This is a genomic window from Arthrobacter sp. Bi26 (genome assembly GCF_918697925.1).
Taxonomy (GTDB): domain Bacteria; phylum Actinomycetota; class Actinomycetes; order Actinomycetales; family Micrococcaceae; genus Arthrobacter.
Map to the genome: position 1 here is coordinate 1 of NZ_CAKKMF010000015.1, position 25,310 is coordinate 25,310.

Genomic DNA, 25,310 nt, shown 5'->3' on the forward strand with positions numbered 1-25,310 from the left:
TGGCGTCCCTGGCCGTTTAGTCTCTGCGGCTCCCTGACCGTCGGGCACACCCCCGGCTACCATGGCCTCATGACGTCCGGACAACGGCTGCGCCAGATCGCCAACTTGCTGAACGGGTCCACCCTTCTGGGCCTGCTGCTGGCAGCCGGCGCCCGGACGCCCGTCAGCTCCGGTCCGCGCGGACTGCTGATCGCGAGCCGCTACCGCTGGCGGCTTCCGTTTGCCGCGGCCTTCACCGTGGGCAACGTGATCGTGTTCCGCGCCGGCCCGGAATCCGCCCGCGCCAATCCGGCGCTGTTGGGTCACGAGGAGCGCCACAGTACCCAGTACGCCTGGTGCCTTGGGTGGCCCTTCCTTCCGCTGTACTTCATCGCCGCGGGCTGGTCCCTCTGGCGGACGGGCAATCCGGGCAGCGCCAACTTCTTCGAGCGCCACGCCGGTCTGGAAGCAGGCGGCTACCCCCGGCCCGGCATGCCCGGGACCGCTCCACGGATCCAACGAAGAAAACGCAGTATCGGCGTTTCTGCCCCCGAACGTTATGAGGCCTGACATGACAGAGACCCCCAGAACCATCTCGGTCACAGGAACCGGCAGTGCCGAGGCGGTGCCGGACCTCCTGACCGTGTCGATCGGCGTTGAATGCCGCCGCGAGACCGTGGTCGAGGCCTACGCCGAGGCCGGCACACGATCGGCCGCCATCACGGCGGAGCTCCGGCAACATGGGGTGGACAGCGCTGACATGTCTACCTCCGGGCTGAACGTCCGGGCCGAGCTGAACTGGCAGGATGGCCAGGGCCAGACCGTGACCGGCTATCTGGCCTCCAGCACGCTCACCGTCAGGATCCGAGCGTTGTCCGCGTCCTCGCAGATCCTTGCCGCTGCCGTTACGGCCGGCGGCGACTCCGTCCGGCTGAACGGGCTGAGCCTCGGCTTCGCGGACTCCGCCGCCGTCGAGGCGCGTGCCCGGGAGGCCGCCTGGCAGGACGCCCGCAACACCGCCGCCCACTACGCCGCACTCTCCGGCGCTGGCCTGGGCAGGGTCCTTTCCCTTACCCAGCACACCGGTTTCCAGGCGCCGGTCCCGGTGGCGAAGATGCAGCGGGCGGTGGCGTCCGACTCGCTCACCGTTGAGGCCGGCGAGTCGAGCGTCACCGCCACGATCGGCGTCGTCTGGGAACTGCTCGAGTAATTGTTTGAGTAACTGCTCGTGTCGCCGACGGCGGCCGCTGCCCGCTTGATCCCTCGGATGGCACGCCGCTAGTGCGTTGCGCCGGCGGCGAGCCTGAGATCCGCCGTCGTCGCAAGCGCGGTGCGGACGACGACGGCGAGCGCCGCCGCCATCTGGTGCGCTGGCAGCGACGGGGTGCTGCTCCCGGCCGGAAGCTGGGTGTCCGCGTAGGGAGCGTGGACAAACCCTCCCCTGGTCCCCGGACGGAGCCGCAGGGCGTGCATGAGCGCGTAGAAGACGTGGTTGCAGACGTAGGTCCCGGCGCTCTGGGACACTTCCGCCGGGATCTGTCGGCCGTCAACGCCGCGAGCGCCGCTTTGACGGGCAGCGACGTGAAATAAGCCGCCGGCCCGTCGCGCACCACGGGTTCGTCCACGGGCCGGTTGCCGGCGTTATCCGGGATCCGGGCGTCATCGCAGTTGATGGCCACCCGCTCCAGCGAGATGCGCGCCCTCCCGCCAGCCTGGCCGGCGCACAGCACAAGCTCCGCACGGAAGCGCTCGAGGGTCTCGGTCAATACCTTGGCCGAGGCGCCAAAGACGCAAGGCAGTTCCACCGCCTGGACATCCAGCCCTTCGGACTGGAGCAGCCGTGCCGCCGCACCGGCTGCGGCCCACGACGGATTGGCCGTCTCGCCGCCGAACGGCTCGAACCCGGTCAGGAGAATCATCGCCCCAGCCTAGCAACGCGCCCTAAGGCTGCGCGCGGCGACCAGGCGGCATCCTTGACATTTAGTCGAACATACATTCGAATATAGGCATGAGATGGGACGCACAAGCACTTGAGCGCGGCGATTCCCCGGCCGCCCTTTCCGCCGATTCGCCAGCCGCACCGGCCCTGCTGCCGCTGGCCGGGCTGGTGCGGTCCGTGTCCACCCCGGAGTTTGCCGGGATCACCTTCCATGAGGTCACCGCCAAATCGGTGCTCAACAAGGTGGTTGCCGGTTCGCGGATGCCTTTCGAATGGACCATCAACCCGTACCGCGGTTGCAGCCATGCCTGCGTCTACTGCTTCGCGCGCAAGAGCCACACCTATCTGGACTTCGACGCCGGCCTGGACTTTGACAGCCAGGTTGTGGTCAAAATCAACGCCGCCGAGATCCTGCGCAAGGAGCTGGCCAAGCCCTCCTGGCAGCACGAGCATGTGGCCCTCGGCACCAACACGGACCCGTACCAGCGCGCCGAGGGCCGCTATCAGCTCATGCCCGGCATCATCGGTGCCCTCGCCGATTCCGGCACTCCCCTGTCCATACTCACCAAGGGCACGCTCCTGGCCCGGGACATTCCACTGCTGAAGCATGCCGCGGCCCAGGTGCCGGTGGGGGTGGGCATTTCGCTGGCCATGACCAACGAAGAACTGTCCGAGGCCGTGGAACCGGGCACGCCCGGGCCGCGGGCACGGTTGAAGCTCATCTCCCGGCTGCGGGAGGCCGGCCTTCCCTGCGGGGTCATGGCCATGCCCATCCTGCCGTGGCTATCGGACAGCGACGACGCCCTCGACTCCCTCTTCGGCGCCCTGGCGGCGGCCGGCGCCACCGGTGTCACGGCCGGCGCACTGTATCTGAAACCGGGCACCCGTGAATGGTTCATGCAGTGGATCGCCCGCGAACATCCGCAACTGGCCGGCAAGTACCGCCGGCTGTACGGCAGCGGGTCCTATGCGTCCAAGGAATACCGGGCCTGGCTGGCCGGCCGCATCCGCTATTTCAAGGGCCTGCACGGCTTTTCCGGCTCGCAGGGATTCAGCCACAGGGATCTGGACGGCGGCACCGACGACGACGCCCGCCAGGAAGAGGCCCAGTACCCGGCGGGAAGCATCCCGGACACGGCCGGGCACGCAGGCGCCCGGCATGCTGGCCTCACCAGCTCAGCCCAGGCCAACACAGCCCAGCCCACATTGTTTTGAAGCCCGCCCCACCGCAGCGCGTCTTGCCTCGAGCGCAGTGAACCTGAAGCCACTTGACCTAGAGCGCAGTGAACCTAGAGCGCTTTGACCGCGCCCAGCACCCTTGCGAGCGAATCCTTGGCATCCCCGAACAGGAGCGTGGTCTTGGGATCATGCAGGAGCTCGTTCTCGATGCCGGCAAATCCCGGGCGCATCGACCGCTTCAGGAACACGACCTGCTGGGCCTGCACCACTTCCAGGATCGGCATCCCGTAAATCGGCGAACCCGGAGAGGACTTGGCCGCCGGGTTGACGACGTCATTAGCGCCGACCACCAGCGCGATATCCGTGTTCGCGAACTCGGGATTGACTTCAGCCAGCTCCCGCAGCGACTCGTACGGCACGTTGGCCTCGGCCAGCAGCACGTTCATGTGGCCCGGCATGCGTCCGGCCACGGGGTGGATGGCGAAGACCACCTCCACGCCGCGGGCAGCCAGCGCCGTGGCGAGTTCCGCCACGGTGTGCTGGCCCTGCGCCACGGCGAGTCCGTAGCCGGGAACGATCACCACCCGCTGGGCGTAGCCGAGCTGGACGGCAACGTCCTCCGGCGACGAGCAACGCACGGGCCGGTCACTCAGGGCGGTGGAACCCGCCGTCGAGCCGCCCTTGAACGCCCCGAAGAGGATGCCGGCGACTCCGCGGCCCATGGCCGAGGCCATGACCTTCGTCAGAATTGTGCCGCTGGCGCCAACAAGCGTCCCGGCGACGAGCAGCAGGACATTGCCCAGGACCACACCGGACGCTGCCACCGCCAGTCCCGTGAAGGCGTTCAGCAGGGAGATCACGATCGGCACGTCCGCCCCGCCGACGGGCAACACCAGGAGCAGCCCGGCGGCGAGTCCCAGGCCCAGCAGCGCGAGCGAGAAGCCGAGCGACCCGGTCAGGACCACCAGCCCACCCGAGATGACTGCCCCCAGCAGGACGGCCCCCATGACCCAGGGCATACCGGGAAACAGCAGCGGGCGGGTGCTGATGAGTTCCTGCAGCTTGCCCACAGTCACCGCGGAGCCGGCGAAGGACACCGCGCCCACCAGCATGGTGAAGACCACGGCCAGGCGGACCCATGGATCCTCGTTGTGGCCAAGTTCCAGTACGGCCACGAGTGCGGCGGCCCCGCCTCCGACGCCGTTGAAGAGCGCCACCAGTTGGGGCATCTGGGTCATCTGCACCCGCCGGGCCACGGGGACGGCGATCGCGGAGCCGACGGCAATGGCCACGAGGATGAGCGGAATATTTTCCAGCCGCGCCGAGAAGAACACGGTGACGACGGCGAGGAGCGCCCCGGCGGCACCGATGGCGTTGCCGCGGCGGGCTGTCCGCGGCGAGCTGAGGCCTTTGAGCGCCAGGATGAAGCAGACGGCAGCCGCAAGGTAGAGCAGGGCCGTCCATTCGGGGGTCAGGAGACTCATCGGCCCTCCCCCGCCACGCCGCCGCCGGAGCCCCCGTCACCGGGGTGTCCTGTTCCCGCGGTTCCGCCGGCTGTGGCGGCGCCGGTTGAGGCGGGTGTGCGTGCCCGCTTGTGTCCGCTGAACATCTCAAGCATCCGGTCCGTGACTACAAAGCCGCCCACCAGATTGACGGTTGCCAGGACCACGGCCAGGAGCGCGATGCCAAGCACCCACGGGTCGCTGGCCTGTCCGGCCACAATGATGGCGCCGACCAGGATGATGCCGTGGATGGCGTTGGCGCCGGACATGAGAGGTGTGTGCAGCTTGCTGGTGACCTTGGAGACGACTTCGAAGCCGACGAACACCGCGAGCACCACTACTGTCAGCAACGCGACCGGGCCCATCATGCCTCCGTTTCCAGTGCTGCAGCGCTGGGGGCATGCCGCACGGCGCCGCCGTGGGTCAGGCACGTTCCGGCGACCACGTCGTCGTCGAAGTCCGGAGCCACTGCACCGCCTTCGGTCATGAGGGCGAGGAAGTTGCTGACGTTCCGGGCGAAAAGCCGGGACGCGTCGGACGGCATGGCGGATGCAGCGTCCTGCAGGCCCACGAGCGTGACCGACCCGCCGCAGACCGGCACCTGGACGTCCTGACCGGCGATCACGCCTTCGACGTTGCCTCCGGACTCCGAGGCGAGGTCGACGACGACCGATCCGGCCCGCATGCTGGCCACCATAGCGGTGGTCACCAGCAAGGGAGCGGCCCGGCCCGGGATGGCCGCCGTCGTGATCAGGATGTCCGATGCAGCGACGTGCGGGGCGAGGAGGCTGCGCTGGCGTTGCGCCCGGTCCTCGCCGAGGGCACGGGCGTAGCCTCCGGTTCCTTCGGCTGCCGCATCGACGTCCAGGTTGATGAAAGTGCCCCCCATCGAGGCGACCTCGTCGGCGGAGGCGGCCCGGATGTCGTTGGCCGACACCCGGGCGCCGAGCCGTTTCGCCGTGCCGATCGCCTGCAGACCGGCGACACCGGCCCCGAGGACCAGCACCCTCGCCGGCGGGATGGTGCCCGCGGCGGTCATATAGAGCGGGAAGAACCGCGGGTACCGGACGGCGGCTTCGAGCACTGCGCGGTAGCCGGTCACCAGGGACTGCGAGCTGAGCGCATCCATGGACTGTGCCCGGGAAATCCGCGGAAGCAGTTCCAGGGCGAACGAGGTGATCCCGGCGGCGGCCAGCGCGCGGACAGTCGGCAGTTCCGAGGCCGGCGACCCCAGGCCGATGGTGACCGTGCCGGGCCGAAGCCGGGCCGCGGTCTCCGGGGTGAGCGGGCGCACATGGAGGAGGACGTCGAGGGCCTCGAACGGGAGGTCGGAGATCACCGTGGCGCCAGCCTCTTTGAAGGCGGCGTCCACGAACCCTGCTTCGGTGCCGGCGCCGCTCTCCACCAGGAGATGGAGCCCGAGGGCTGTCAGTTGCTGGACCGTCTCCGGTGTGGCCGCAACGCGGCGTTCCCCGGCTCGCTGCTCTCGTCCGACACCGACCTGCACGGCCACTCCTCTCGATTGCGTTCAGAGTAGGCACATGCCTGACGGTTTGGCGAGAGGCGGGCATCCAAAACCCGTCGGCGCGTCCGGGTCAGCTGCTAATCCCGGCTCCCACTCCGCGCGGCCCGGTGGCCCGGACTGCGGCCAGGAGGGCTTCTACGATGGGGAAGTCCGCCGGGATCCACGGCAGGCCCAGGACCTCCGCCGGGTTGCGGAGATCGAGCCAGCGCAGTTCGTCGTGGTCTTCCAGCGGCCGGGGCTGTCCCTCAGCGAGTTCGGCGAACCAAACCCTCATCGCCGCCTTTTCGTTGAGCGGCCAGCCCGTGGCGGTCTCCGCCGGCAGCTCGGACCCGAGCCGCACCAGCACGCCCAGTTCTTCCCGGAGCTCGCGGTGCAGGGCGTCTTCGGCTGCTTCGCCTGGCTCCACCTTTCCGCCCGGGAACTCCCACATTCCGGCAAACTGCGGCGGCGCCGTGCGCCGGGCCACCAGGAGCATGCCCGGTTCGGCCAGGGAGTCCACTACTGCGCCGCCAACAACGCCAATGAGTCCAGTCACACCCCCCAGTCTAAGACGGGCGCCGGGTCCGGCGTCGCGAGCACGGGGAACGCGTCGGAAGCGGGGAAACGGGGACGGGGACCGCGAGCGGCCGGGTAGGGGACAATGGTGGAGGCGGCCGCCCGAACCAGTTGCGGAATATTCGGCGCCCCCTCCCCGTTCTTTAAAGCATATTTATCTGTCCGATCCCTCCGGACCCTTCCCGGAAAATCTCCCCGAAAAGACGAATGACAACCACCACATACGCCCCGGCGCCGTCCAAGACCGGCACCCGCCATGTTGCCCTGGCCATTATTGCCCTGGCGATGGGCGGATTTGGCATCGGCACCACAGAATTCACCATGATGGGCCTGCTCAAGGAGATCGAACAGGGCCTGAACATCAGCACGCCCGAGGCCGGTCACCTTATTTCGGCCTACGCCCTCGGCGTCGTGATCGGCGCGCCCGTGCTGGCCGCCGTCGGGGCCAAACTCCCGCGGAAGTACCTGGCCCTGGGACTCATGCTCTTCTTCAGCATCGCCAACCTCAGTTCCTTCCTCGCCCCGGACTACGGCTCCATGCTGGTGTCCCGGTTCGCCGCGGGTCTGCCCCACGGCGCCTTCTTCGGGGTCGCGGCCGTGATTGCCGCCTCCCTGGTGGCGCCGACCAAGCGTGGTTGGGCCATTTCGATGGTCATGGCGGGGCTGACGGTGTCCAACGTCATCGGCGTCCCCTTCGCAACCTGGCTTGGCCAGAGCTACGGATGGCGGCTCCTGTTCCTGCTGGTCGGCCTGATCGGCATCAGTACGCTCGCCATGCTGTGGAAGTTCGTCCCGTTCCAGAAACCGCACGCAGACGCCAGCTTCCGCCGTGAGCTCGGCGCGCTCAAGCGGCTCCAGGTGTGGCTTGCGATCCTGGTCGGCATCGTCGGCTTCGGCGGTTTCTTCGCGACCTACACCTACATTGCGCACACCATGACCTCCGTGGCCGGTCTCCCAGCGCCTTGGCTGCCGCTGGTCGTGGCACTGTACGGCGTGGGCATGGTGGTGGGCAACATCGTTGGCGGCCGGATCGCCGACAAGTCCGTCATGGGCACGATTTACTGGGTGCTGCCCGGCACGGCGGTGGCACTCGTGGTCTATGCCGTTGGCGTCCATTGGGCCTGGTCCGCGCTGGTCATGGTGTTCGTGGTTGGCGCCGCCGGGTCCATGCTGGTGCCGGCCCTGCAGACCAGGCTTCTGGATGCCTCCCCCGATGCGCCGTCGCTGGCCTCCTCGCTCAACCATGCGGCGCTCAACGTCGCTAACGCCCTGGGCGCCTTCCTGGGCGGCCTTGTGATCGCCTGGGGCTGGGGCTACGTCGCGCCCGCGCTCGTAGGTGCGGTCCTTGCCGTGCTGGGGCTCGGGGTCGCTGCCATCAGCGGCGCCGTGGAACGCAGGCGGCCGCTGGCCTCCTAGCCGGCCCCTTGGCCCCGGCACGACGGCAGGGCAAAGGCGGACATGCTCAAAGAGAGCGGCAGTCCTGTCCAGTGGTGAACTGGACAGGACTGCCGTTTTCTTTAGGGACTGCCGTTGCCTTTAGCGCCGTTGTCTTATTTGGGGCCGGGCTGGGCCGCCGGTGCGGCTCAGGGGGCGCTGACGCGCTGCACGTCCGGTTCCAGGTAGATAACCCGGGCAATCGGGACGGCTTCGCGGATCCGGACCTCTGCGTCATCAATCGCCTTCGCAATGTCCTGGCCCGAGTCCGAGCGGCCGATGCTGATCTTGGCCGCCACCAGCAGCTCCTCAGGGCCAAGGTGCATGGTCTTGAGGTGAATGATGGTGGTGCCGCCAGCTTCGATCGCGCTGCGGATCTTGGCGACGTCATCGCGGGTGGCCGACTCGCCCAGCAGCAGGGACTTGGTTTCCATGGCCAGCACCACAGCGATCGCCACGAGCAGCAGACCGATCATCGCGGTGCCGAGGGCGTCCCAGATGCCGTTCCCGGTCAGGAGCGTCAGGCCCACGCCGAAGAGCGCGAACACCAGGCCCACGAGGGCGCCGAAATCCTCCAGCAGGATCACCGGGAGTTCCGGCTGCTTGGCATTGCGGATGAACTTGATCCAGCCTTGCTTTCCCCTGAGGTGGTTGGATTCGATGATCGCTGTCCGGAACGAGAAGGACTCGGCAATGATCGCGCCAATCAGGACGGCAAGCGGCACCCACCAGAAGTCCCCTTCAATGGCGTGCGGGTGCTGGATCTTTCCCCAGGCCTCATAGAGTGCGAACAGGCCGCCGACGCTGAAAAGCACAATCGAGACGATGAAGGCGTAGATGTAACGCTCGCGGCCGTAGCCGAAGGGGTGCTCGGGGCTGGCTTGCCGCTGCGCGCGCTTGCCGCCGACCAAGAGCAGCAACTGGTTGCCGGAGTCTGCGAGCGAGTGAATCGCCTCGGCCAGCATTGACGAGGAAAGCGTCAGAAAGTAGGCGACGAACTTCAAAACGGCGATGGTCAGGTTTGCGGCGAGTGCCGCGAGAATCGCCTTGGTACCGCCATTTGCAGCCACGTGAGCTTCTCCTTGTGGGGTTCTTCGGGGGTGTATGCGAACACCGGAAGAACCCAGCGCCCACAAGGAATACCGTACCCGTTTCCAGGCTGCCGCCGAACCGCGACAGTGACCAACGCAGCCACGTAACGATTGGGTAGTCCCCTGCTGACAAGCAATCGGCCCTATGTTAGCTTGAAGCCATATTCGGGATTCACAATTTGGATGCCGACGAATATGTAGGAGGAGACATGGGCTTTCTTGGCTGGATCATTCTCGGACTCATAGTAGGTGCAATCGTCAAGGCAGTCGTGCCCGGCAGGGTCGGCGGCGGCTGGGTTACCAGCCTCGCGCTCGGCGTCGTCGGCGCAGTTGTCGGCGGCTGGATCGGGGACCTGCTGTTCGGCGGCGGCACGATGGAATTCTGGAATCTCGGTTCCTGGCTGCTGGCCATTGTCGGTGGCATAGCGGCTGCCCTCATCTACGGCGCCATCACAGGACGCAACAAGACCACCACATAATTCTTCAAGGCACTGACTGCACACTGTGTGTGGAGCGGCAGTGACAGCACGACGGCGGGGCCCACCATTCGGTGGGCCCCGCCGTCGTTTACACCACCGTTGGTCACACCGCCGTTAGTCACACCGCCGTTGCTTGCACTGCCGTTGGTTGCCCTGCCGGCTGCCGGACGTGCTTGCTCCCTGCTGAACCCTGGGCCGACCCCTAGCGCGCCTGCTGGGAGCGGGCGCTGGCGTACAGGCAGACGGTGGCTGCAGTGCCGAGGTTCAGGCTTTCGGCTCCCCCGTAGACCGGCACGGCCACTCTGTGGTCCGCCAGCGCGATCTCTTCCTCGGACAGACCCTGTGCCTCATTGCCGAAGAGCCAGGCCGTGGGGTTCTCCAGCGCGTAGACCGACTCGGAGGCGGCGGCTCCCAGGCGGCGGGCCGCGTTCTCGTCCTGGAGACGGTCCAGGTTCAGCTGGCCTTGGCCGTCCGCCGCGAGGATTCCGATGCCGCGTTCCTTGCAGCGGGCCACCAGTTCCGCCGCGTCAGCGCCGAGCACCACGGGCAGATGGAAGAGGGATCCCGCCGTCGAGCGCACGGCCTTGGGGTTGTAGATGTCGACGCTGGATGCGGTCAGGATGACAGCGTCGGCGCCGGCGGCGTCGGCCGCGCGCAGGACGGTGCCGGCGTTGCCGGGGTCGCGGACCTGGCACAGGACCGCGATGAGCCGCGGCGCGGCGTCAAGCACCCGCTCGAGGCTCACGTCCAGGAAACCGCAGACCGCGAGAATGCCCTGCGGGGTGACCGTGTCCGCCATCGCGGCGAGCACTTCGTCGGTGGCGAGGTACGCGGTGGTGCCCTCCGCGAGGGCCTCCAGATCCGGGTGCCGGTCGAGGCAGGCCTCGCTCGCGTAGACCTCATAAACAATGCCGGGCTCGCCCGCGGCAATCCTTTTCTGGTGCAGCGTCAGGGCCTCGCGCACGGCCTGCGGCCCCTCCGCAAGGAACTCGCTGCGCTTTAAACGGGCCGGGCGCCCGGCAAGTTGTGCCACCTTCCTCACTCGATCAGCTCGAGGATTGGAAAGTGGAAAGTCTTGCGGGCGCCCGGTTTCGTTCATATAAGAACCTTAGTTGCTTTCGCAGCCGGTTCTCGAACGGCGCAGTTTTTCAACGGCGGCAGGAACTACTTTGCGGCCTCGGCGTCAGCCTTCTTGGCAGCAGGCTTCTTCGCGGGAGCCTTCTTGGCAGCCTTCGGAGCCGGAGCGGCCTCAGCCTGGACGGCCGGAGCGGACGTGTCGGCGGGCAGCGAGTCCTTGGCGACCTTGACCAGCGCAGCAAAGGCGTTGGCGTCGGAAACGGCAAGCTCGGCCAGCATGCGGCGGTCAACCTCAACCTCAGCGGCCTTCAGGCCCTGGATCAGTCGGTTGTAGGTCAGGCCGTTGGCGCGCGATGCGGCGTTGATGCGCTGGATCCAAAGACGGCGGAAGTCGCCCTTCTTCTTCTTGCGGTCACCGTAGCTGTACACAAACGAGTGCAGCAGCTGCTCTTTTGCCTTGCGGTACAGGCGTGAACGCTGTCCACGGTAGCCCTTTGCGCGTTCGAGGATAACCCGGCGCTTCTTGTGGGCGTTAACCGCCCTCTTCACACGTGCCACGTGCGTACTCCTTAGAAAATTCTGATCCCAAGCGTCTACTGCCGGATCGGTCCGGCTGGCCTGAGAAGCCTTTTTGGTAGTTGACTGCTGCCAGGTGGCGAACAGTCAGAGAACTTGGAACTTAGATGCCAAGCATCTTCCGGATGACCTTGGCGTCGCCCTTGAAGACGATCTTGTCGCCGGCAAGGCGACGGGTCAGCCGGGAGGACTTGTGCTCGAGGTAGTGGCGGCGGTTGGCCTGCTGGCGGCGCAGCTTGCCGCTACCGGTCAGCTTGAAGCGCTTCTTAGCACCGCTGTGGGTCTTCATCTTCGGCATGGGAACCGATCTCCTTACGTATCCGCAGAAAAGTCTGCAGCTCTTTCGTGCAGCCGCCCCTGCGGGCGGCATGCTGGTTGCCTGCTGCCGGACATTTCTGTCCGGCAGCCGTGAACTAGTTGGTCTTCTTGCTGCCAGGCTTGGCGGCAGCCCGGGGGGCGGCCGGCCGTGCGGCGGGCTTCGGCGCTGAAGGCCTCGGCACCGGCTTCGGAGCAGCAACCGGCTTCGGTGCCGCCGCCGGAGCGGCCGGAGCGGCTGCCTTTTCCTCAGGAGCCTTGGCCGGAGCAGCCTTCGGAGCCGCGGGAGCCTTGGCTTCCACCGGCTTCTCGGCTGCCCTCGGAGCCGCGGGAGCCTTGGCTTCCGCCGGCTTCTCGGCCACCTTGGGAGCAGGCGTCTTCGGTGCTTCCTGGGCAGGAGCCTCTTCGACCTTGGTCTCTTCGGCCTTGGCTGCTTCGACCGGGGCCTCTTCGACCTTGGCTTCTTCAACCGGGGCCTCTTCGACCTTGGCTTCTTCAACCGGGGCCTCTTCGACCTTGGTTTCCTCGACGGGAGCCTCCGCTGCGGGAGCCTCCGGCGATACGACATAACCTTCCGGCAGGAGGTCAGAGAGCGTCTGGGTCAGCGGGGCGTTGCCACCGGAGACATCGACGCGTCCCGAAGCCTTGGCTTCGTTCTCAGCCTTGGCTTCTGCGCGCTGCGTTGCGCGGCGCGCCTCCGCCTTGGCTTCAGCCTTGTTCTTCAGCGGGCCAACCACCATGACCATGTTGCGGCCATCGATCCGCGGGCTGGACTCCACCACACCAACTTCGGCGACGTCGTCGGCGAAACGCTGGAGCAGGCGGATGCCCATCTCGGGGCGCTGCTGCTCACGGCCACGGAACTGGATCATGGCCTTGACCTTGTCGCCGGCACCGAGGAAGCGGAGAGCGTGGCCGCGCTTGGTCTCGTAGTCGTGAGTATCAATCTTCAGGCGGAAGCGGATTTCCTTCAGGACCGTGTTGGTCTGGTTCTTCCGGGCCTCGCGTGCCTTGACAGCGGCTTCGTACTTGTACTTGCCGAAGTCCATCAGCTTGCACACCGGAGGCTTCGCCTGCGGTGCAACTTCAACGAGATCAAGATCGGACTCGGCAGCCAAACGCAGGGCATCCTCAATACGGACAATTCCTACTTGTTCGCCTGCAGGGCCGACCAGCCGCACCTCGGGGACGCGGATACGCTCATTGATTCTTGGCTCGCTAATGTTAAAGCTCCTGTGTTCGTGAGGGGTATTCCACCGGCAAAAAGAGAAGGCCCCCAATTGCCAGAGCAATCGAAGGCCTCGAGATCGGAGTGCCGCCCTCAGTGGGGCGACATGCACTTCCTGCGGACCGGAGTCCGAAGTAGTGCCCGACCAGGTACCCGGCAACCTTGTCTCCTGTGAGGGAGGGGCTTCCCTAAGGAAGTTTCGCGGCTGACGCGGGTGGGAGAGAACTCCGCTTGCAAACTAAAGTCAACTCTACAGAAAGATACCCGTTCAACGCACATGTGCGTCGCCGGGCGCCATCTTCGGGCTCGAACTTCAGCCAGAAGCACAACCTGAATCACTGCAAAATAACGACATTTAGTCGGTCTGTGACAAGCTTACCAGCATGAGCACTTCAGACAGCAATTCCCACGTCTTCGAGCCCGCAGCCCCCCAGGCCGACGTCTCGCAGCAGATCCGCGACATTTCGGAAGTCCCCGCGATCGAGGTCATCACCACGGCCGCCGTGCACCTGATGAGCGCCTCCGCGGTAAAGCTCGGCCTGGCCGCCGAGGAAAATGCCCAGGACCTCAAGGACCTGGACGAGGCCCGCAAACTGATCACCGCCCTCGCCGGCCTGGTGACCGCGGCGGCGCCGGAAATTGGCTCCCAGCACGCGGGACCGTTGCGCGATGGACTTCGCTCGCTCCAGCTGGCCTTCCGCGAGGAATCAATCATCCCGGATGCTCCGGGCAAGGGCCCGGGCGAGAAGTACACCGGCCCGGTCAACTAAGTACTTTCGTCACTATGAAGCGGCGGCGGGCGGACCACTGAGGTCCGCCCGCCGCCGTCGTCGTTAACGCCCTTCGTTTGCGGTGCCGCACGCGGCGTCAGCGGACGGTCAGGCGTGGGCCAGGCGGCGGCGCCGCACGCGCTGCAGGACGAGTCCCACCAGGCAGAGGGCCACGCCTGCCAGCCCCACGGACACGAAGCCGGCCGAGGGGCCGATGAGGTCGATGAACAGCCCGGCGAGCGGCGCACCCAGGGCCACTCCCCCGGTGAGCGATGAGCCGTACCAGCCCATCGCCTCGCCGCGCCGGCTTTCGTCAACCAGTTCGGCCACCTTTTCCGAGGCCGCCGACAACACCGGCGCGCACAGCAGGCCCGGCAGCAGCGCGAGCAGGCTGAGCGTCCAGACGTCGGTCGCGAAGGCCATCGGGATGGTCAGCGCCGACATCCCCAGCAGCAAGAGGATCGGGGAGATGGGCCGGTGCATGGCGCCGTAGAGGATGCCGCCCACCACCGAGGCCGCGCACCAGAAGAGGAACACGATACCGATTTCGGCCTCGTGGCCGCCGGTCTGTAGGGCTGCAACGATGCCGACGTCGGTGCCGCTGAGGACCATGCCGGCACCGGCGGCGACAGCAAATACGGCGGCGACGGCGGCGGTGAACCAGCTGAAGTTGTGGATGACCCTGTGTCGCAGGCCGGAGCCCCGCTGGCGCCGTTCCTCGGCGGCGGCTGCCAGGGGTGCCAGTTCGGCTGCGGCCTCCTGCAGATGGGCCGGCGCGGCGGCGACGACGGCGGCTTCCGCGCATTCCAGTTCCTGCGCCTCGAGCGCGGCGTCGGGGGAAGCGCTCCGGGTGGGCGGGTTGAACCACATGAGGAAGAGTCCCGAGACGGACGTGGCTACTCCCACTACAGTCAGGCCCAGGACGGAGTGCCCGCTGGTGGCGACGACGGCTCCGACAGCGGGGCCAATCATGAAGACCAGTTCGGTGGCGATGGCGTCCAGGGTAAAGGCCGTGCGGCGCTGTTCACCGGGGGCCAGCACGCCCAGCGACTGCCGCACCACGCTGAAGATGGGGAGGGTCAGCAGGCCTCCGACGAACACCAAGGGAAGCAAGGCCTCGTAGGACACGTGCGGCACGATCGACCAGATCACGGTCTCGGAGATGACGGACGGAATCAGCGCCTTACGCAGCCCCGCGGTGTCAACCCGGCGCCCGCGCCAGGGCGCGCCGACAGCGATTCCGATCGTCATCACGGCGGCGGCTGCGCCGGCGGCCGCGTAGCCCTGGCCGAGGGTCAGGACGATGTGCAGGGTCAGCAGGACGCCGGCCGCCGAATGCGGTATGCGGGCGATCATGCCGACCAGCAGGAGCCGCCTGATGGGCCGGACGGCCAGCAACTGACGGTAAAGCGCGAAGTTCACGGACTACTTCCTTCTGGTACTGCCACGGCAGCACCGGGAAGTCCCCCCGTTGGGCCGTCAGCTATGGTGCTGCGCGCTGCAGCTTGACCTCGATCGAATCAACCCGCTCGGCAAAGATTTCATTCCGGGCCCAGGCGTTGTTGAGGCCAGCGACGATGGACTGTACGCCGGCGGCGTCGAGCCCGTCTTCAAGGTAGAGGACCACACGGAGTTCCGGACCGGCTCCCCCACCGGGGAGCCGCCTGCCATCGGCCGTGGCCGAGGCAACTCCACCCCCAGGATGAATTTCAACACGGCGGACCGCCGGAAAGCTAACTGCGCCCTCCCCGAGGGCCCCTGCGAGGTCCGGATCGGCGTAAGACGGTGTCCAGGTCTGCTGCTGGGCGAGGGCCCAAACCGCCGGCCTGCGCACCACGAACGTCAGGTCGGAGCCGGGATCGAGCACCAGCAGCTCGGCGCCTTCCGCGACCGCGGACAGGGCGGCGCGGGCCGCGTACACGGCGACCGGCCTGGCTTCCGGGTGCCACGCCTTCAGTGCCGCCGCCGAGGTGAACACCGGCATGGCGGTCCGCCCGTCCGGAGCCTTGAGCGTCACGAGGGCCATGTCGGCCTGTTTGTCCGAGTGCAGCTGGTCCCCGTGGGGCCCGGCCGCGGCCTCGCCCTCTTCGGCGAGCTGGGCGAGGATTGGCACGAACACCCGGGCGGTGGCAAGCGCGGCCACCACGGCCGCCTCGTCGCCCGTGCCCGCGGCGAGGCCGGCCAATGCCGCCAGGTAGCCGGCGTCGGCAGTGCCGTCGTCGTCCTCGAAATTGTGGATCTTTGCGTCATCGCCGGACAGACTGCGGCCCGCCCAGGGTTGGCCGGCGGAGTCCGTGGCCCCGCCGGCGCCGGCAAGGGCGGCCGCGATGTGTCCGGGCAGATGCCGGACCGGACCGGCCCCGGTGCCCGGCTGCGCTGCGTCATGGGAGTCGTGGGGATCGTGGGTGTGCGTCATGGGCACTGACCGCCTAGCGGCGGCCGGCTGCGTCGAGGGCCTCAGGCAGGGTGAAGTTGCCGTTGTAGAGGGCCTTGCCGATGATGGCGCCTTCGACGCCGAGCGGCACCAGGGAACGCAGGACCAAGAGGTCCTCAAGGCTGGAAATGCCGCCGGAAGCGACCACCGGTTTGCCGGTCTTCTCGACCATCTGGCGCAGGAGTTCGACGTTGGGGCCCTGGAGCGTGCCGTCCTTGGTCACGTCGGTGACGACGTACCGGGCGCAGCCGGCGTCCTCGAGGCGGCCGAGCACCTCCCAGAGGTCCCCGCCTTCCTTGGTCCAGCCCCGGCCGGCGAGGGTGGTGCCGCGGACATCCAGGCCGACGGCGATCTTGTCGCCGAAGCGTTCGATCACCCGGGCCGTCCACTCCGGGTTCTCCAGTGCCGCCGTGCCCAGGTTCACGCGGGCAACGCCGAGGTCGAGGGCTTTCTCGAGGGATTCGTCGTCGCGCAGGCCGCCGGAGAGCTCCACCTTGATATCGAGCCGGCCGACGACCTCGCGCAGGAGCTCCGCGTTGGAGCCGCGCCCGAACGCGGCATCCAGGTCGACCAGATGCACCCACTCAGCTCCCTGCTGCTGCCAGTTGAGGGCGGCCTCCAGCGGGGTACCGTAGCTCGTCTCGCTGCCGGCTTCGCCCTGCACGAGCCGGACGGCCTGGCCGTTGACGACGTCGACGGCGGGCAGCAGCTCAAGTACGGGCAGCGGGGTTTCGGTGGTCATCGTGGAGTCCTCAGCTTGGGGATGGTAGTTGGGAGCGGGGCCGTCAGGACGCCGGCAGGGTCAGGAGGTAGGCAGCCAGCAGCGACATTCCGGCCAGAATGTAGAAAACGATCTGCACCCAGAGCGGACTTTTCTGCTGCCGGAAGGAGATCGCGCCGCCAACCAGCAGGCCGGCGACGCCCATGAGCACCAGGGACCACATCTAGGCGGTCCGTTCCGGGGCTGCGGTTTGTTCCGGGGACGTGGGTCGCAGGCCCTGGACCCAGTTGCGCAGCAAGCGGGCGCCGGCGTCGCCGGACTTCTCCGGGTGGAACTGGGTGGCGCACAGCGGGCCGTTTTCCACAGCCGCGATGAACGGGGCACCGTGGTCGGACCAGGTCACCAGGGGCGCCGCCATCCTCGGCTGGATGACGTCGAAGTCCCAGTGCTGGACACCGTAGGAGTGCACGAAGTAGAAGCGCTCGCCCTCGACCCCGGCGAACAGCTTGGACCCCTCCGGGACGGAGACGGTGTTCCAGCCCATGTGGGGCACGACGTCGGCCGGCAACAGCTCCACCTTGCCAGGCCACTCCCCCATGCCCTCGGCTTCCGTGCCGTGTTCGACGCCGGCCTCGAACAGCACCTGCAGTCCGACGCAGATGGCCAGCACGGGGCGGCCTCCGGCGACACGGCGGCCGATCATGCGGATGGCGTCGACGGCTTTGAGTTCGCGCATGACGGTTTCGAAGGCGCCGACACCGGGGACGACGAGGCCGTCGGCGTTGAGGACGTCTTCGGGCTTGGCGCTGAGGATCACCTCGGCGCCGGCCCGCTCGAGCGCGCGGACGGCGGACCGGACGTTCCCGGAGCCGTAGTCCAGCACCGTAACGGTGGGCTTGCCCTCCGGGGACACCGGCTTGGTCGCGGCGGCGGGGTCGATGATGGCCCCGTCACGGAGCAGCGGGCCGGTCACAAAGCACCCTTTGTGGACGGAATGCCCTCGACACGGGGATCCGGTTCGACGGCTGCGCGCAGCGCCCGGGCAAAGGCTTTGAACTGGGCCTCGACGATGTGGTGGGGGTCGCGTCCGGCAGTGACGTTCATGTGCAGGCAGATCCCGGCGTGCAGCGTGATCGCCTCGAAGACGTGGCGGGTCAGGGAACCCGTGAAGTGGCCGCCGATCAGGTGGTATTCCTGGCCTGCCGGCTCACCGGCGTGGACCAGGTACGGACGGCCGGAGACGTCCACGACGGCCTGTGCGAGGGCCTCGTCCAGGGGCACGGTCGCCTCGCCGAACCGTCGGATCCCGGCTTTGTTCCCCAGGGCGGTCCGCAGAACCTCGCCGAAGGTGATGGCCACGTCCTCGACTGTGTGGTGGACATCGATGTGGGTGTCGCCGGTGGCCTTGACGGTCATGTCAATCAAGGAGTGCTTGCTGAGGGCGGTCAGCATGTGGTCGTAGAACGGGACCGACGTGCTGATGTCTGAAACGCCGGTGCCGTCCAGGTTGATCTCGACCAGGACCGAGGACTCACTGGTGGTCCGTTCCATGCGTGCGGTCCGGCCCTCGGCGGCGGTGGATCCCGTGTTGCTCATGTAGATGTGTCCTTTGGAAGAAGGCAGGGTGTTGGGCAGTCTGGCGGGGCGCTCGGGCTCCCCACCAAGTCTAGGCCTGCGGCTTTGCGGAGCCGTTCAGGATGCGTTCAAGCGCCTCAAGGAAGGCTGTGGTTTCTGTCTCAGTGCCGGCGGTCACGCGAAGGTGCCCCGGGATGCCGACGTCGCGGATCAGGACACCGGCGTCCAGCATGTCCTGCCAGACCGCGTGGGGGTTTTCCAGGCCGCCGAAGAACACGTAGTTGGAATCGGAGGCGGCCGGGCTCAGGCCCAGCCGCGTCAGTTCCGACACGATCCGGTCGCGCTGGCGCTTGATGTCCTCGACGTCGGCCATGAGCGCTCCCCGGTGGCGCAGGGCGGCCAGGGCCGCGGCCTGGGTGATGGCGGAGAGATGGTACGGGAGACGGACCAGGCGCAGGGCGTCCGCGACTTCCGGTGCGGCGGCCATGTAGCCAAGCCTTGCGCCGGCGAGGGCGAAGGCCTTGCTCATGGTGCGCGAGACGATGAGCCGCTCCCGGCCAGGCAGCAGGGTGAGCGCGCTGGGCGTGCCGTCGTGGGCGAACTCGTGGTAGGCCTCGTCAACGATCACGATGGTTTGACTGGCTTCGCCGGCGTCATAAACGGCCTCGACGACATCAAGCCCCAGCCCCGTACCGGTCGGGTTGTTCGGGGAGCACAGGAAAACAATGTTGGGCTGAAGCTCGCGCACCTGCCGGGCCGCCGATTCCGCGCTGAGCCCATAGTCCGCGGCGCGGGCACCGACGATGTACTCCGTATCCGTGCCGGAAGCCAGCAGCGGGTACATCGAATACGTCGGAGGGAACCCGAGGGCCGTCCGGCCGGGGCCGCCGAATGCCTGGAGAATTTGCTGAAGGACTTCGTTGGATCCGTTCGCGGCCCAGATATTCTCCGCGTCCAGGCCGTGGCCAAGGTATTCGGCGAGGGCCTCGCGCAATTCGGTGAACTCGCGGTCCGGATAGCGGTTCAGCCCGGCAGCGGCGGAGCTGACGGCCTCGGTGATCGCCGCGCGGACATCGGCCGGGACACCATGGGTGTTCTCGTTGACGTTGAGCAGGATGGGGACGTCCAGCTGCGGCGCACCATACGGACGCAGGCCACGCAGATTGGTTCGGAGGGGCAGTCGGTTGAGGCGCTCAAGCTGGTCAGTCACGTGACCAGTTTAAGTGGTAGCGGGACGGGCACTGAAACTGTGACGTCCGCGACTGCACTTGGGGGATGTCGCTTGGCTTGGCGGGTACTACTTGGACGGGACGAACAGCTGCTGGCCCGGCATCACACGGGCGGCGTCCAGGTTGTTCAGCTGCACGATATCGGCCACGACGTCGCGGGGATCGCGCTCCGGAGCCAACGACCCTGCAATGGCCCAGAGGGACTCCCCCGGCTGCACCGTCACGGTGACAGTCGGCGTCAGCGAGAGCTGGTCAGCGGAATCCGCTGCTTTCGCGGGAGCGTTGAGGAATCCGCTGAGCGACAGGATGAACGCCGCCAGAAGGATCAGCGGGACACCGAAGAAGACGAAGCGTCCGCGCTGGGTAAGCCGCAGCGGCGGCTGCTTCGGCCGGCGGCCGGAAACCGCGGCCCCCGCCCCGCTGCGGTGGTGATTCGTGACGCCCTGAACAAAGACGCCCTGAACAAAAGTGTCTTGAAACGCGCTTGAAGCTGACATGAACTGAGCCCTCCTGGACCATACGGTGCCGCCCGGCGTACTCCACGTACTCGCCGCCAACCGGCCGAACCTTCGAACATAGAACCGAACAGCGGATCCGAAGTGGAAACCTCGAAATCGAACACATATTCGAACCTTGCTCGTTCTGTTTTAGCACTTACTAACGAACGATGTCGAGACTCGCTAGAACAAATGTTTGAAAAAGCCCTGCGGCTGGCCTATTTTTGAGGGACAGGACAACCACTAACGAACTCCCTGTGTGAATTCGTTAGTAGTTGATCAGCAGGGTCTGACATTTCAGGCCGGAAGGTCCCGGTGACAGCAGCCACGGCAGACGGGCGGAACGGAAAGGCGTTGGCGAACATGGCAGCACAAGCCACCGGCGGCAGGGCCACCTCACGGAGCCCGCAACCCGCCCGGGCCCCCAAGAGCCTCACCGTCCGGCAAAAGAAAATCCTGGAGACCATCCAGCGGTCCGTCACGGACAAGGGCTACCCGCCCTCAATGCGCGAGATCGGCGACACCGTCGGCCTCGCCAGCCTGTCGAGCGTGACCCATCAGCTCTCCCAGCTTGAAAAACTCGGCTACCTGCGGCGCGATCCGAAGCGCCCGCGGGCCATGGAAGTGCTCATGCCGCTGACCCTGGACGAGGGGACCACACCGATTTCGGGTGTCGGGAAGTCCAGCGGCCTGCGGGCCGTCGGCGGCCTCTCGGTGTCTGAGCTCGCCAGCGCCACCGACACGGCAATGGTGCCGTTCGTCGGACGCATCGCCGCCGGCGGACCCATCCTCGCGGACCAGGTAGTGGAGGACGTCATGCCGCTGCCCCGCCAGCTCGTGGGCCATGGCGAACTCTTCATGCTCAAGGTGGCTGGCGACTCGATGATTGATGCCGCGATCTGCGACGGTGACTGGGTGGTTGTCCGCCGCCAGGGTGACGCCGTGAACGGCGACATCGTTGCCGCCCTGCTGGACGACGAAGCCACGGTCAAGACATTCCGCCAGCGGGACGGCCACACCTGGCTGCTGCCGCAAAACACCCAGTACGAACCCATCCTCGGCGACCACGCCGTCATCATGGGCAAGGTCGTCTCGGTACTCCGCTCCCTCTAACCATCCCCGGCGAGGCCGCCGGCTTCAGTCCCGGCCAGCTCCCGCTTCAACGTGGGACTCAGCCGTTCGCGGAGTCCTTCGCCAGGCGCTCCAGGGCAGCCATGGCTATCGATGAATCGGTGGTGGGCCAGAACGGCGGAAGCGCGGCGCGGAGGAATCCGCCGTAGCGCTCCGTGGACAGCCGCGAATCCAGCACTGCCACCACGCCCTTGTCCGACGTCGAACGGATCAGCCGTCCGGCGCCCTGCGCGAGCCGAATGGCGGCGTGCGTGGCCGAGACGGACATGAAGCCATTGCCGCCCGCCTGGGCGACGGCCCGCGAGCGTGCCGTCATCAGCGGGTCGTCCGGCCGCGGGAAGGGAATCCGGTCTATAACCACCAGCCGGCAGGACACCCCAGGAACGTCGACGCCCTGCCAGAGGGACATTGTGCCGAACAAACAGGTGTCCGGCTCGTCGGCAAATTGCCGCACGAGCGCCGTCATGGTCGACTCCCCCTGGCACAGGATGCTGAGGCCCAGCCGGGGCCGCATGGCCTCGGCGGCTTCCTCCGCCGCGCGCCGCGAGGAAAACAGGCACAAGGCACCGCCACGGGAAGCGCGGATCAGCTTCTCCAGCTCATCCAAGGCCTCGGGGGAAGTCCCGCGGCCGGGTTTGGGCAGGTGCCGGGCGACATAGAGGATACCCTGCTTCGGATAGTCGAACGGGGACCCGACGTCGACTCCGGTCCAGCTCGGGGCGCCATTGCCAACGAGGCCGAGGCCTCCGGCTGCAGGCTCGAAGGCAGCGCCAATGGCCAGTGTGGCCGAGGTCAGGATGACGGTGTGGTCCGCGAACAAACCCTCGCGCAAACGCCCCGCGACGCTCAACGGGGCAACATTGATCAGGGCCGGCGCGCTCTCGTCTGGCTGGGAGTAGCCCTGCACCGGGTCGAAGCTGCTGTTGCGGGAGAACCACACTACTTCGCGGTTTTCGCGCGCGGCCAGGAGGCGCTCACAGAGTTCCAGGATGACCATCAGGCGTGAGCGCGCCAGCTGGCGTCCGCCGTCGGCCGTCGTGGAGCTGTCGCCCTTGGAATCGGACAGGGCGGCGCGGCACGCGTCGCGCAGCTGGTCGATGCAGTCCAACTGCCCGCTGTTCAGGCCGTTGGGCATCAGCCCGCTGGGGACCCCGTCGATGGCCAGCTCCAGGTGGGCCGCGGCATTGTTCAGCGCGTCCACGGTGATGCCCGTATGTTTCCGGGCCCCGGACGCGGCGGCGTGCACCATCGCCACGGAGAGCTGACCTGAGACCGCGCCCGTGACGCGGTCCTGAAGTTCGTGCGCCTCGTCCACCACCACGACGTCGTACTCGGGCAGCACCGCCAGACCCTCGAAGGCGCTGACGGCGAGCATGGCGTGGTTGGTGACCACGACGTCGGCGTCGGCGGCGTTCTGCCGTGCCAGCTCGCTGAAACATTCGGCCGCGAGCGGGCACTTCTGCGCGCCGAGGCACTCCATGGAGGTAACCGAGACCTGGCGCCAGGCCCGGTCCGTGACGCCGGGCATGAGCTCGTCGCGGTCCCCCGTCGCGGTCTCCTCGGCCCATTCGCGGAGGCGGACGACTTCCTTGCCCAGCTGGGAGGACGGCCCGCCAAGCGCGGCAGCGAAATGCGGCACGCTCGTGTCCTCGCCAAGGGAAAACAGCTGTCCCTCGGAAGGTTCTTCGGACGGGAAACCGCCCTCGAGTTTGTGCCTGCACACGTAGTTGGACCGGCCTTTCACCAGGGCGACCTTGACGGGCCGTTCCAAGGCAGGGGTGATGGTCTTGAGCAGCCTGGGCAGGTCCCGGCCCACGATCTGCGTCTGCAGCGCCAAGGTTGCGGTGGACACCAGGGTGGGCTTGTTGCTGGTCAGCGAATGGGCGATCAGCGGAATCAGGTAAGCCAGCGATTTGCCGGTGCCGGTGCCGGCCTGGACCAGCAGGTGGTCGCCGCTGTCTATCGCGCGCGCCACCTGCCGGGCCATTTCGTGCTGGCCATCGCGGCTCTGGCCGCCCATGCCGGACACGGCACGGTCGAGAAGTTTCACCACGAACTCCTCGCCGGCCGCACCGGCAACCGAATCGGCGTCTGCAGTTCCCGCGTCCGCGGGTTCAGCGTCGGCCAATTCAACGTCCGCAGGATCAACGTCCGAAGGTTCGGCCTCAGCCCTGGTCACCGCTGCCTCAGTCATTGCTGATGAAGGGATCCAGTTCAGCGGCGAGTCCTTCACGCACCATCACCACGGCACGGGTTCCGGTTTCCTCATGGTCAAGGCTGAGGATCTCGGCGTCGGTCTCGTGGAGCTTGCTGAGCAGGTCCCCGCGGTTGTACGGGATCAGCAGTTCCAGCTTCACGCTCGGCCGAGGAATGCCGTCGCTGATGGCCTTGAGCAGCTCCGGAATGCCTTCACCGGTGCGGGCCGAGACCACCACGTGCCGCGGCTCCCGCTGCTTGAGCCGCTCCACCACGAACGGGTCTGCGGCGTCGGCCTTGTTCAGGACAATGATTTCCGGAACCTTGCGCGCGTCGACTTCGCTGAAGACCGTACGGACAGCGGCGATCTGGCCTTCGGGGTCCGGGTGCGAGACGTCCACGACGTGCAGGATCAGGTCCGAGTCGGCCACCTCTTCCAGCGTGGAGCGGAATGCTTCCACGAGCTGGGTGGGCAGGGACCGGACAAATCCCACGGTGTCCGCCAGGGTGTACCCCAGCCCGTCAGCGGTTTCGGCCTTGCGGACGGTCGGATCCAGGGTGGCGAACAGGGCGTTTTCCACCAGGACCCCGGCGTCGGTGAGCCGGTTCAGCAGCGAGGACTTCCCGGCGTTGGTGTATCCGGCGATCGCCACCGAGGGCACCGCATTACGACGGCGGTTGGCCCGCTTCGTTTCCCGGGCAGGCTTCATGGCGGCGATTTCGCGGCGCAGCTTGGCCATCCGGGTGCGGATGCGGCGGCGGTCCAGTTCGATCTTGGTTTCACCGGGACCACGCGAGCCCATGCCGGCGCCGGCGCCGCCCACCTGGCCACCGGCCTGGCGGGACATCGACTCGCCCCAGCCACGCAGGCGCGGCAGCAGGTATTCCAGCTGGGCCAGTTCCACCTGCGCCTTGCCTTCACGGCTCTTCGCGTGCTGCGCGAAGATGTCCAGGATCAGGGCCGTGCGGTCAATGACCTTGACCTTGACGATGTCCTCCAGTCCGCGCCGCTGGGACGGGGCCAGTTCGGCGTCGACCACTACGGTGTCGGCGCCGGTGGACATCACAATGGCTTTCAGTTCCTGCGCCTTGCCGGAGCCGAGGAAGGTTCCGGGATCCGGCTTGGCCCGCCGCTGGACGAGCCCGTCGAGGACCTCGGAGCCTGCTGTCTCAGCGAGGGCCGCAAGTTCGCGCAGGGAGTTCTCGGCATCCGCGAGGGTGCCTTCGGTCCAGAGGCCGGCCAGGACGACGCGTTCAAGGCGCAGCTGCCGGTATTCGACCTCGGTGACGTCTTCGAGTTCGGTGGACAGGCCAGCCTTGCGGCGCAGCGCGTGGCGTTCCTCAAGATCCTGCTGGTCGCCGTCGAAGTTGGTGTACACCTCGTCCAGGCGGGAGATGGCCTGTGCCTTGCCGAGCACCGACGTCGGGCCGCCGGCCGCACCGGCGCCTCCGTTGGTGCCGGCTCCGGAGCCGCCGCCACGGCCTGCGCCCGGGGCGGGGGTGTCCTTGGAAAGGATCCGGTCGATTACAGCCTGGATCTCCTCAGGACTCATGTCCTGGGCTGCTGAATCGGGTCCGGTGTTGGGGTGGCTGGTCATGGTCTCCTTCAAGGGTTCGGCACTTTCAGAATAGTGCCGATTGTTACTCTGTGGGGCGGTATTCGCGCTGGGCTGACGGCGGGGGGTCATGCAGGCCTCCTGGAATGCCCGCGGCAACGGTGCCGGGGCAGGGCTGGCTCCGTCCGGAGCGGTGGCTGGGTGAAGGTAGAGGCGGCAAATGCGCCTGGCTGTGGGGACCACTGGCTGGGGGAAACGCTGCCTGTGGAAACACAGTGAGGTAGGTGCCGTCCGCCGAGCCGGGCCCGGGAGCGGGCCAAGC

General features: G+C 67.3%; 26 protein-coding genes and 1 pseudogene. 7 read left to right on the forward strand and 20 right to left on the reverse strand.

The genetic code is table 11. From position 1 onward, the window contains the following. The first annotated feature begins 69 nt into the window (after nucleotides 1-69). Nucleotides 70-549 (forward strand): DUF4157 domain-containing protein, encoded by a 480-nt coding sequence (locus tag LQV16_RS05745; protein ID WP_229993018.1) that lies wholly within the window; start codon nucleotides 70-72, stop codon nucleotides 547-549. A gap of 1 nt (nucleotide 550) precedes the next feature. Continuing rightward, a complete protein-coding gene (locus tag LQV16_RS05750) occupies nucleotides 551-1,189 on the forward strand; it encodes an SIMPL domain-containing protein (protein ID WP_229992941.1) in 639 nt (212 codons plus the stop codon). 68 nt (nucleotides 1,190-1,257) lie between these two features. On the opposite strand, the pseudogene pcp reads toward LQV16_RS05750, so the two are convergent. Beyond that, nucleotides 1,258-1,898 (reverse strand): annotated as a pseudogene (pcp, locus tag LQV16_RS05755) (pyroglutamyl-peptidase I). A gap of 89 nt (nucleotides 1,899-1,987) precedes the next feature. On the opposite strand from pcp, the gene LQV16_RS05760 reads away from it, so the two are divergent. Further along, a complete protein-coding gene (locus LQV16_RS05760) occupies nucleotides 1,988-3,133 on the forward strand; it encodes an Rv2578c family radical SAM protein (RefSeq protein WP_229992942.1) in 1,146 nt (381 codons plus the stop codon). 74 nt (nucleotides 3,134-3,207) lie between these two features. Here the strand turns inward: LQV16_RS05760 and LQV16_RS05765 are convergent, their stop codons facing one another. The 4 genes from LQV16_RS05765 to LQV16_RS05780 all read right to left on the reverse strand — a co-directional run bounded on the left by LQV16_RS05765 (nucleotide 3,208) and on the right by LQV16_RS05780 (nucleotide 6,659). Continuing rightward, a complete protein-coding gene (locus LQV16_RS05765; RefSeq protein WP_229992943.1) occupies nucleotides 3,208-4,581 on the reverse strand; it encodes an NAD(P)(+) transhydrogenase (Re/Si-specific) subunit beta in 1,374 nt (457 codons plus the stop codon). Further along, complete coding sequence (locus LQV16_RS05770) at nucleotides 4,578-4,964, reverse strand: NAD(P) transhydrogenase subunit alpha (protein ID WP_229993019.1); 387 nt, start codon at nucleotides 4,962-4,964, stop codon at nucleotides 4,578-4,580. The genes LQV16_RS05765 and LQV16_RS05770 overlap by 4 nt, the downstream gene beginning before the upstream one ends. Continuing rightward, nucleotides 4,964-6,106, reverse strand: coding sequence for a Re/Si-specific NAD(P)(+) transhydrogenase subunit alpha (locus LQV16_RS05775; protein WP_229992945.1), 1,143 nt, complete (start codon nucleotides 6,104-6,106; stop codon nucleotides 4,964-4,966). Before LQV16_RS05775 ends, LQV16_RS05770 begins: the two co-directional genes overlap by 1 nt. Nucleotides 6,107-6,194: 88 nt before the next feature. Next, a complete protein-coding gene (locus LQV16_RS05780; protein ID WP_290369334.1) occupies nucleotides 6,195-6,659 on the reverse strand; it encodes a (deoxy)nucleoside triphosphate pyrophosphohydrolase in 465 nt (154 codons plus the stop codon). Between the two features lie 227 nt (nucleotides 6,660-6,886). On the opposite strand from LQV16_RS05780, the gene LQV16_RS05785 reads away from it, so the two are divergent. Next, the gene (locus tag LQV16_RS05785; RefSeq protein ID WP_229992947.1) at nucleotides 6,887-8,095 is read left to right on the forward strand and encodes an MFS transporter; all 1,209 of its coding nucleotides are present in this window, start codon (nucleotides 6,887-6,889) and stop codon (nucleotides 8,093-8,095) included. Between the two features lie 167 nt (nucleotides 8,096-8,262). Here LQV16_RS05785 and LQV16_RS05790 read toward each other — a convergent pair whose 3' ends face one another. Then, on the reverse strand, nucleotides 8,263-9,183 hold the full coding sequence (locus LQV16_RS05790) for a cation diffusion facilitator family transporter (RefSeq protein ID WP_229992948.1): 921 nt from the start codon (nucleotides 9,181-9,183) through the stop codon (nucleotides 8,263-8,265). A gap of 230 nt (nucleotides 9,184-9,413) precedes the next feature. Between LQV16_RS05790 and LQV16_RS05795 the strand changes: the two genes are divergently transcribed. Beyond that, the gene (locus LQV16_RS05795; protein ID WP_229992949.1) at nucleotides 9,414-9,683 is read left to right on the forward strand and encodes a GlsB/YeaQ/YmgE family stress response membrane protein; all 270 of its coding nucleotides are present in this window, start codon (nucleotides 9,414-9,416) and stop codon (nucleotides 9,681-9,683) included. Nucleotides 9,684-9,885: 202 nt separating this feature from the next. Here the strand turns inward: LQV16_RS05795 and LQV16_RS05800 are convergent, their stop codons facing one another. From LQV16_RS05800 to infC, 4 genes are all read right to left on the reverse strand, one after another. Continuing rightward, nucleotides 9,886-10,782, reverse strand: coding sequence for an RNA methyltransferase (locus LQV16_RS05800; RefSeq protein WP_229992950.1), 897 nt, complete (start codon nucleotides 10,780-10,782; stop codon nucleotides 9,886-9,888). A gap of 65 nt (nucleotides 10,783-10,847) precedes the next feature. Further along, on the reverse strand, nucleotides 10,848-11,318 hold the full coding sequence (rplT, locus tag LQV16_RS05805) for a 50S ribosomal protein L20 (protein ID WP_018774438.1): 471 nt from the start codon (nucleotides 11,316-11,318) through the stop codon (nucleotides 10,848-10,850). Nucleotides 11,319-11,439: 121 nt separating this feature from the next. Then, nucleotides 11,440-11,634: a 50S ribosomal protein L35 gene (gene rpmI, locus LQV16_RS05810; RefSeq protein WP_009358635.1), complete on the reverse strand. Its 195-nt coding sequence runs from the start codon at nucleotides 11,632-11,634 to the stop codon at nucleotides 11,440-11,442. A 115-nt stretch (nucleotides 11,635-11,749) separates the two neighbouring features. Beyond that, nucleotides 11,750-12,943: a translation initiation factor IF-3 gene (infC, locus tag LQV16_RS05815; RefSeq protein WP_356815696.1), complete on the reverse strand. Its 1,194-nt coding sequence runs from the start codon at nucleotides 12,941-12,943 to the stop codon at nucleotides 11,750-11,752. A 319-nt stretch (nucleotides 12,944-13,262) separates the two neighbouring features. Between infC and LQV16_RS05820 the strand changes: the two genes are divergently transcribed. After that, the gene (locus LQV16_RS05820) at nucleotides 13,263-13,649 is read left to right on the forward strand and encodes a DUF1844 domain-containing protein (protein ID WP_229992952.1); all 387 of its coding nucleotides are present in this window, start codon (nucleotides 13,263-13,265) and stop codon (nucleotides 13,647-13,649) included. Nucleotides 13,650-13,757: 108 nt separating this feature from the next. Here the strand turns inward: LQV16_RS05820 and LQV16_RS05825 are convergent, their stop codons facing one another. The 8 genes from LQV16_RS05825 to LQV16_RS05860 all read right to left on the reverse strand — a co-directional run bounded on the left by LQV16_RS05825 (nucleotide 13,758) and on the right by LQV16_RS05860 (nucleotide 20,105). Next, the gene (locus tag LQV16_RS05825; RefSeq protein ID WP_229992953.1) at nucleotides 13,758-15,071 is read right to left on the reverse strand and encodes an MFS transporter; all 1,314 of its coding nucleotides are present in this window, start codon (nucleotides 15,069-15,071) and stop codon (nucleotides 13,758-13,760) included. A gap of 61 nt (nucleotides 15,072-15,132) precedes the next feature. Then, nucleotides 15,133-16,065 carry an SseB family protein gene (locus LQV16_RS05830; RefSeq protein WP_229992954.1) on the reverse strand — a complete coding sequence of 311 codons (933 nt, stop codon included), beginning with the start codon at nucleotides 16,063-16,065 and terminating at the stop codon, nucleotides 15,133-15,135. A gap of 13 nt (nucleotides 16,066-16,078) precedes the next feature. Further along, on the reverse strand, nucleotides 16,079-16,825 hold the full coding sequence (priA, locus tag LQV16_RS05835; RefSeq protein WP_229992955.1) for a bifunctional 1-(5-phosphoribosyl)-5-((5-phosphoribosylamino)methylideneamino)imidazole-4-carboxamide isomerase/phosphoribosylanthranilate isomerase PriA: 747 nt from the start codon (nucleotides 16,823-16,825) through the stop codon (nucleotides 16,079-16,081). 43 nt (nucleotides 16,826-16,868) lie between these two features. Continuing rightward, nucleotides 16,869-17,027 carry a hypothetical protein gene (locus LQV16_RS05840; RefSeq protein WP_197026145.1) on the reverse strand — a complete coding sequence of 53 codons (159 nt, stop codon included), beginning with the start codon at nucleotides 17,025-17,027 and terminating at the stop codon, nucleotides 16,869-16,871. Beyond that, nucleotides 17,028-17,777: an imidazole glycerol phosphate synthase subunit HisH gene (hisH, locus tag LQV16_RS05845; protein WP_229992956.1), complete on the reverse strand. Its 750-nt coding sequence runs from the start codon at nucleotides 17,775-17,777 to the stop codon at nucleotides 17,028-17,030. It abuts the gene before it with no gap. After that, entirely contained in the window at nucleotides 17,774-18,400 is a 627-nt protein-coding gene (gene hisB, locus LQV16_RS05850) for an imidazoleglycerol-phosphate dehydratase HisB (RefSeq protein WP_091557762.1), read from the reverse strand. Before hisB ends, hisH begins: the two co-directional genes overlap by 4 nt. Nucleotides 18,401-18,470: 70 nt before the next feature. Continuing rightward, nucleotides 18,471-19,589: a histidinol-phosphate transaminase gene (locus LQV16_RS05855; protein WP_229992957.1), complete on the reverse strand. Its 1,119-nt coding sequence runs from the start codon at nucleotides 19,587-19,589 to the stop codon at nucleotides 18,471-18,473. Between the two features lie 87 nt (nucleotides 19,590-19,676). Then, nucleotides 19,677-20,105, reverse strand: a complete 429-nt coding sequence (locus tag LQV16_RS05860) for a LysM peptidoglycan-binding domain-containing protein (RefSeq protein ID WP_229992958.1) — start codon at nucleotides 20,103-20,105, stop codon at nucleotides 19,677-19,679. A 363-nt stretch (nucleotides 20,106-20,468) separates the two neighbouring features. Here LQV16_RS05860 and lexA point away from each other — a divergent pair, with 363 nt between their 5' ends. Continuing rightward, a complete protein-coding gene (gene lexA / locus LQV16_RS05865; RefSeq protein WP_229992959.1) occupies nucleotides 20,469-21,218 on the forward strand; it encodes a transcriptional repressor LexA in 750 nt (249 codons plus the stop codon). Nucleotides 21,219-21,276: 58 nt separating this feature from the next. Here the strand turns inward: lexA and LQV16_RS05870 are convergent, their stop codons facing one another. Both LQV16_RS05870 and hflX read right to left on the reverse strand, forming a co-directional pair. Further along, a complete protein-coding gene (locus LQV16_RS05870; RefSeq protein ID WP_290369335.1) occupies nucleotides 21,277-23,430 on the reverse strand; it encodes an ATP-dependent DNA helicase in 2,154 nt (717 codons plus the stop codon). Next, nucleotides 23,423-25,030: a GTPase HflX gene (hflX, locus tag LQV16_RS05875; RefSeq protein WP_229992960.1), complete on the reverse strand. Its 1,608-nt coding sequence runs from the start codon at nucleotides 25,028-25,030 to the stop codon at nucleotides 23,423-23,425. Before hflX ends, LQV16_RS05870 begins: the two co-directional genes overlap by 8 nt. Between the last annotated feature and the right edge of the window lie 280 nt (nucleotides 25,031-25,310).

What these genes read in the sequence shown, in the direction of transcription:
- LQV16_RS05745 (WP_229993018.1), top strand. Translation starts at nt 70, where the DNA reads ATGACGTCCGGACAACGGCTGCGCCAGATCGCCAACTTGCTGAACGGG.
- LQV16_RS05750 (WP_229992941.1), top strand. Translation starts at nt 551, where the DNA reads ATGACAGAGACCCCCAGAACCATCTCGGTCACAGGAACCGGCAGTGCC.
- LQV16_RS05760 (WP_229992942.1), top strand. Translation starts at nt 1,988, where the DNA reads ATGAGATGGGACGCACAAGCACTTGAGCGCGGCGATTCCCCGGCCGCC.
- LQV16_RS05765 (WP_229992943.1), bottom strand. Translation starts at nt 4,581, where the DNA reads ATGAGTCTCCTGACCCCCGAATGGACGGCCCTGCTCTACCTTGCGGCT.
- LQV16_RS05770 (WP_229993019.1), bottom strand. Translation starts at nt 4,964, where the DNA reads ATGGGCCCGGTCGCGTTGCTGACAGTAGTGGTGCTCGCGGTGTTCGTC.
- LQV16_RS05785 (WP_229992947.1), top strand. Translation starts at nt 6,887, where the DNA reads ATGACAACCACCACATACGCCCCGGCGCCGTCCAAGACCGGCACCCGC.
- LQV16_RS05795 (WP_229992949.1), top strand. Translation starts at nt 9,414, where the DNA reads ATGGGCTTTCTTGGCTGGATCATTCTCGGACTCATAGTAGGTGCAATC.
- LQV16_RS05800 (WP_229992950.1), bottom strand. Translation starts at nt 10,782, where the DNA reads ATGAACGAAACCGGGCGCCCGCAAGACTTTCCACTTTCCAATCCTCGA.
- rpmI (WP_009358635.1), bottom strand. Translation starts at nt 11,634, where the DNA reads ATGCCGAAGATGAAGACCCACAGCGGTGCTAAGAAGCGCTTCAAGCTG.
- LQV16_RS05820 (WP_229992952.1), top strand. Translation starts at nt 13,263, where the DNA reads ATGAGCACTTCAGACAGCAATTCCCACGTCTTCGAGCCCGCAGCCCCC.
- LQV16_RS05830 (WP_229992954.1), bottom strand. Translation starts at nt 16,065, where the DNA reads ATGACGCACACCCACGATCCCCACGACTCCCATGACGCAGCGCAGCCG.
- priA (WP_229992955.1), bottom strand. Translation starts at nt 16,825, where the DNA reads ATGACCACCGAAACCCCGCTGCCCGTACTTGAGCTGCTGCCCGCCGTC.
- LQV16_RS05840 (WP_197026145.1), bottom strand. Translation starts at nt 17,027, where the DNA reads ATGTGGTCCCTGGTGCTCATGGGCGTCGCCGGCCTGCTGGTTGGCGGC.
- hisB (WP_091557762.1), bottom strand. Translation starts at nt 18,400, where the DNA reads ATGAGCAACACGGGATCCACCGCCGCCGAGGGCCGGACCGCACGCATG.
- LQV16_RS05860 (WP_229992958.1), bottom strand. Translation starts at nt 20,105, where the DNA reads ATGTCAGCTTCAAGCGCGTTTCAAGACACTTTTGTTCAGGGCGTCTTT.
- lexA (WP_229992959.1), top strand. Translation starts at nt 20,469, where the DNA reads ATGGCAGCACAAGCCACCGGCGGCAGGGCCACCTCACGGAGCCCGCAA.
- LQV16_RS05870 (WP_290369335.1), bottom strand. Translation starts at nt 23,430, where the DNA reads ATGACTGAGGCAGCGGTGACCAGGGCTGAGGCCGAACCTTCGGACGTT.
- hflX (WP_229992960.1), bottom strand. Translation starts at nt 25,030, where the DNA reads ATGACCAGCCACCCCAACACCGGACCCGATTCAGCAGCCCAGGACATG.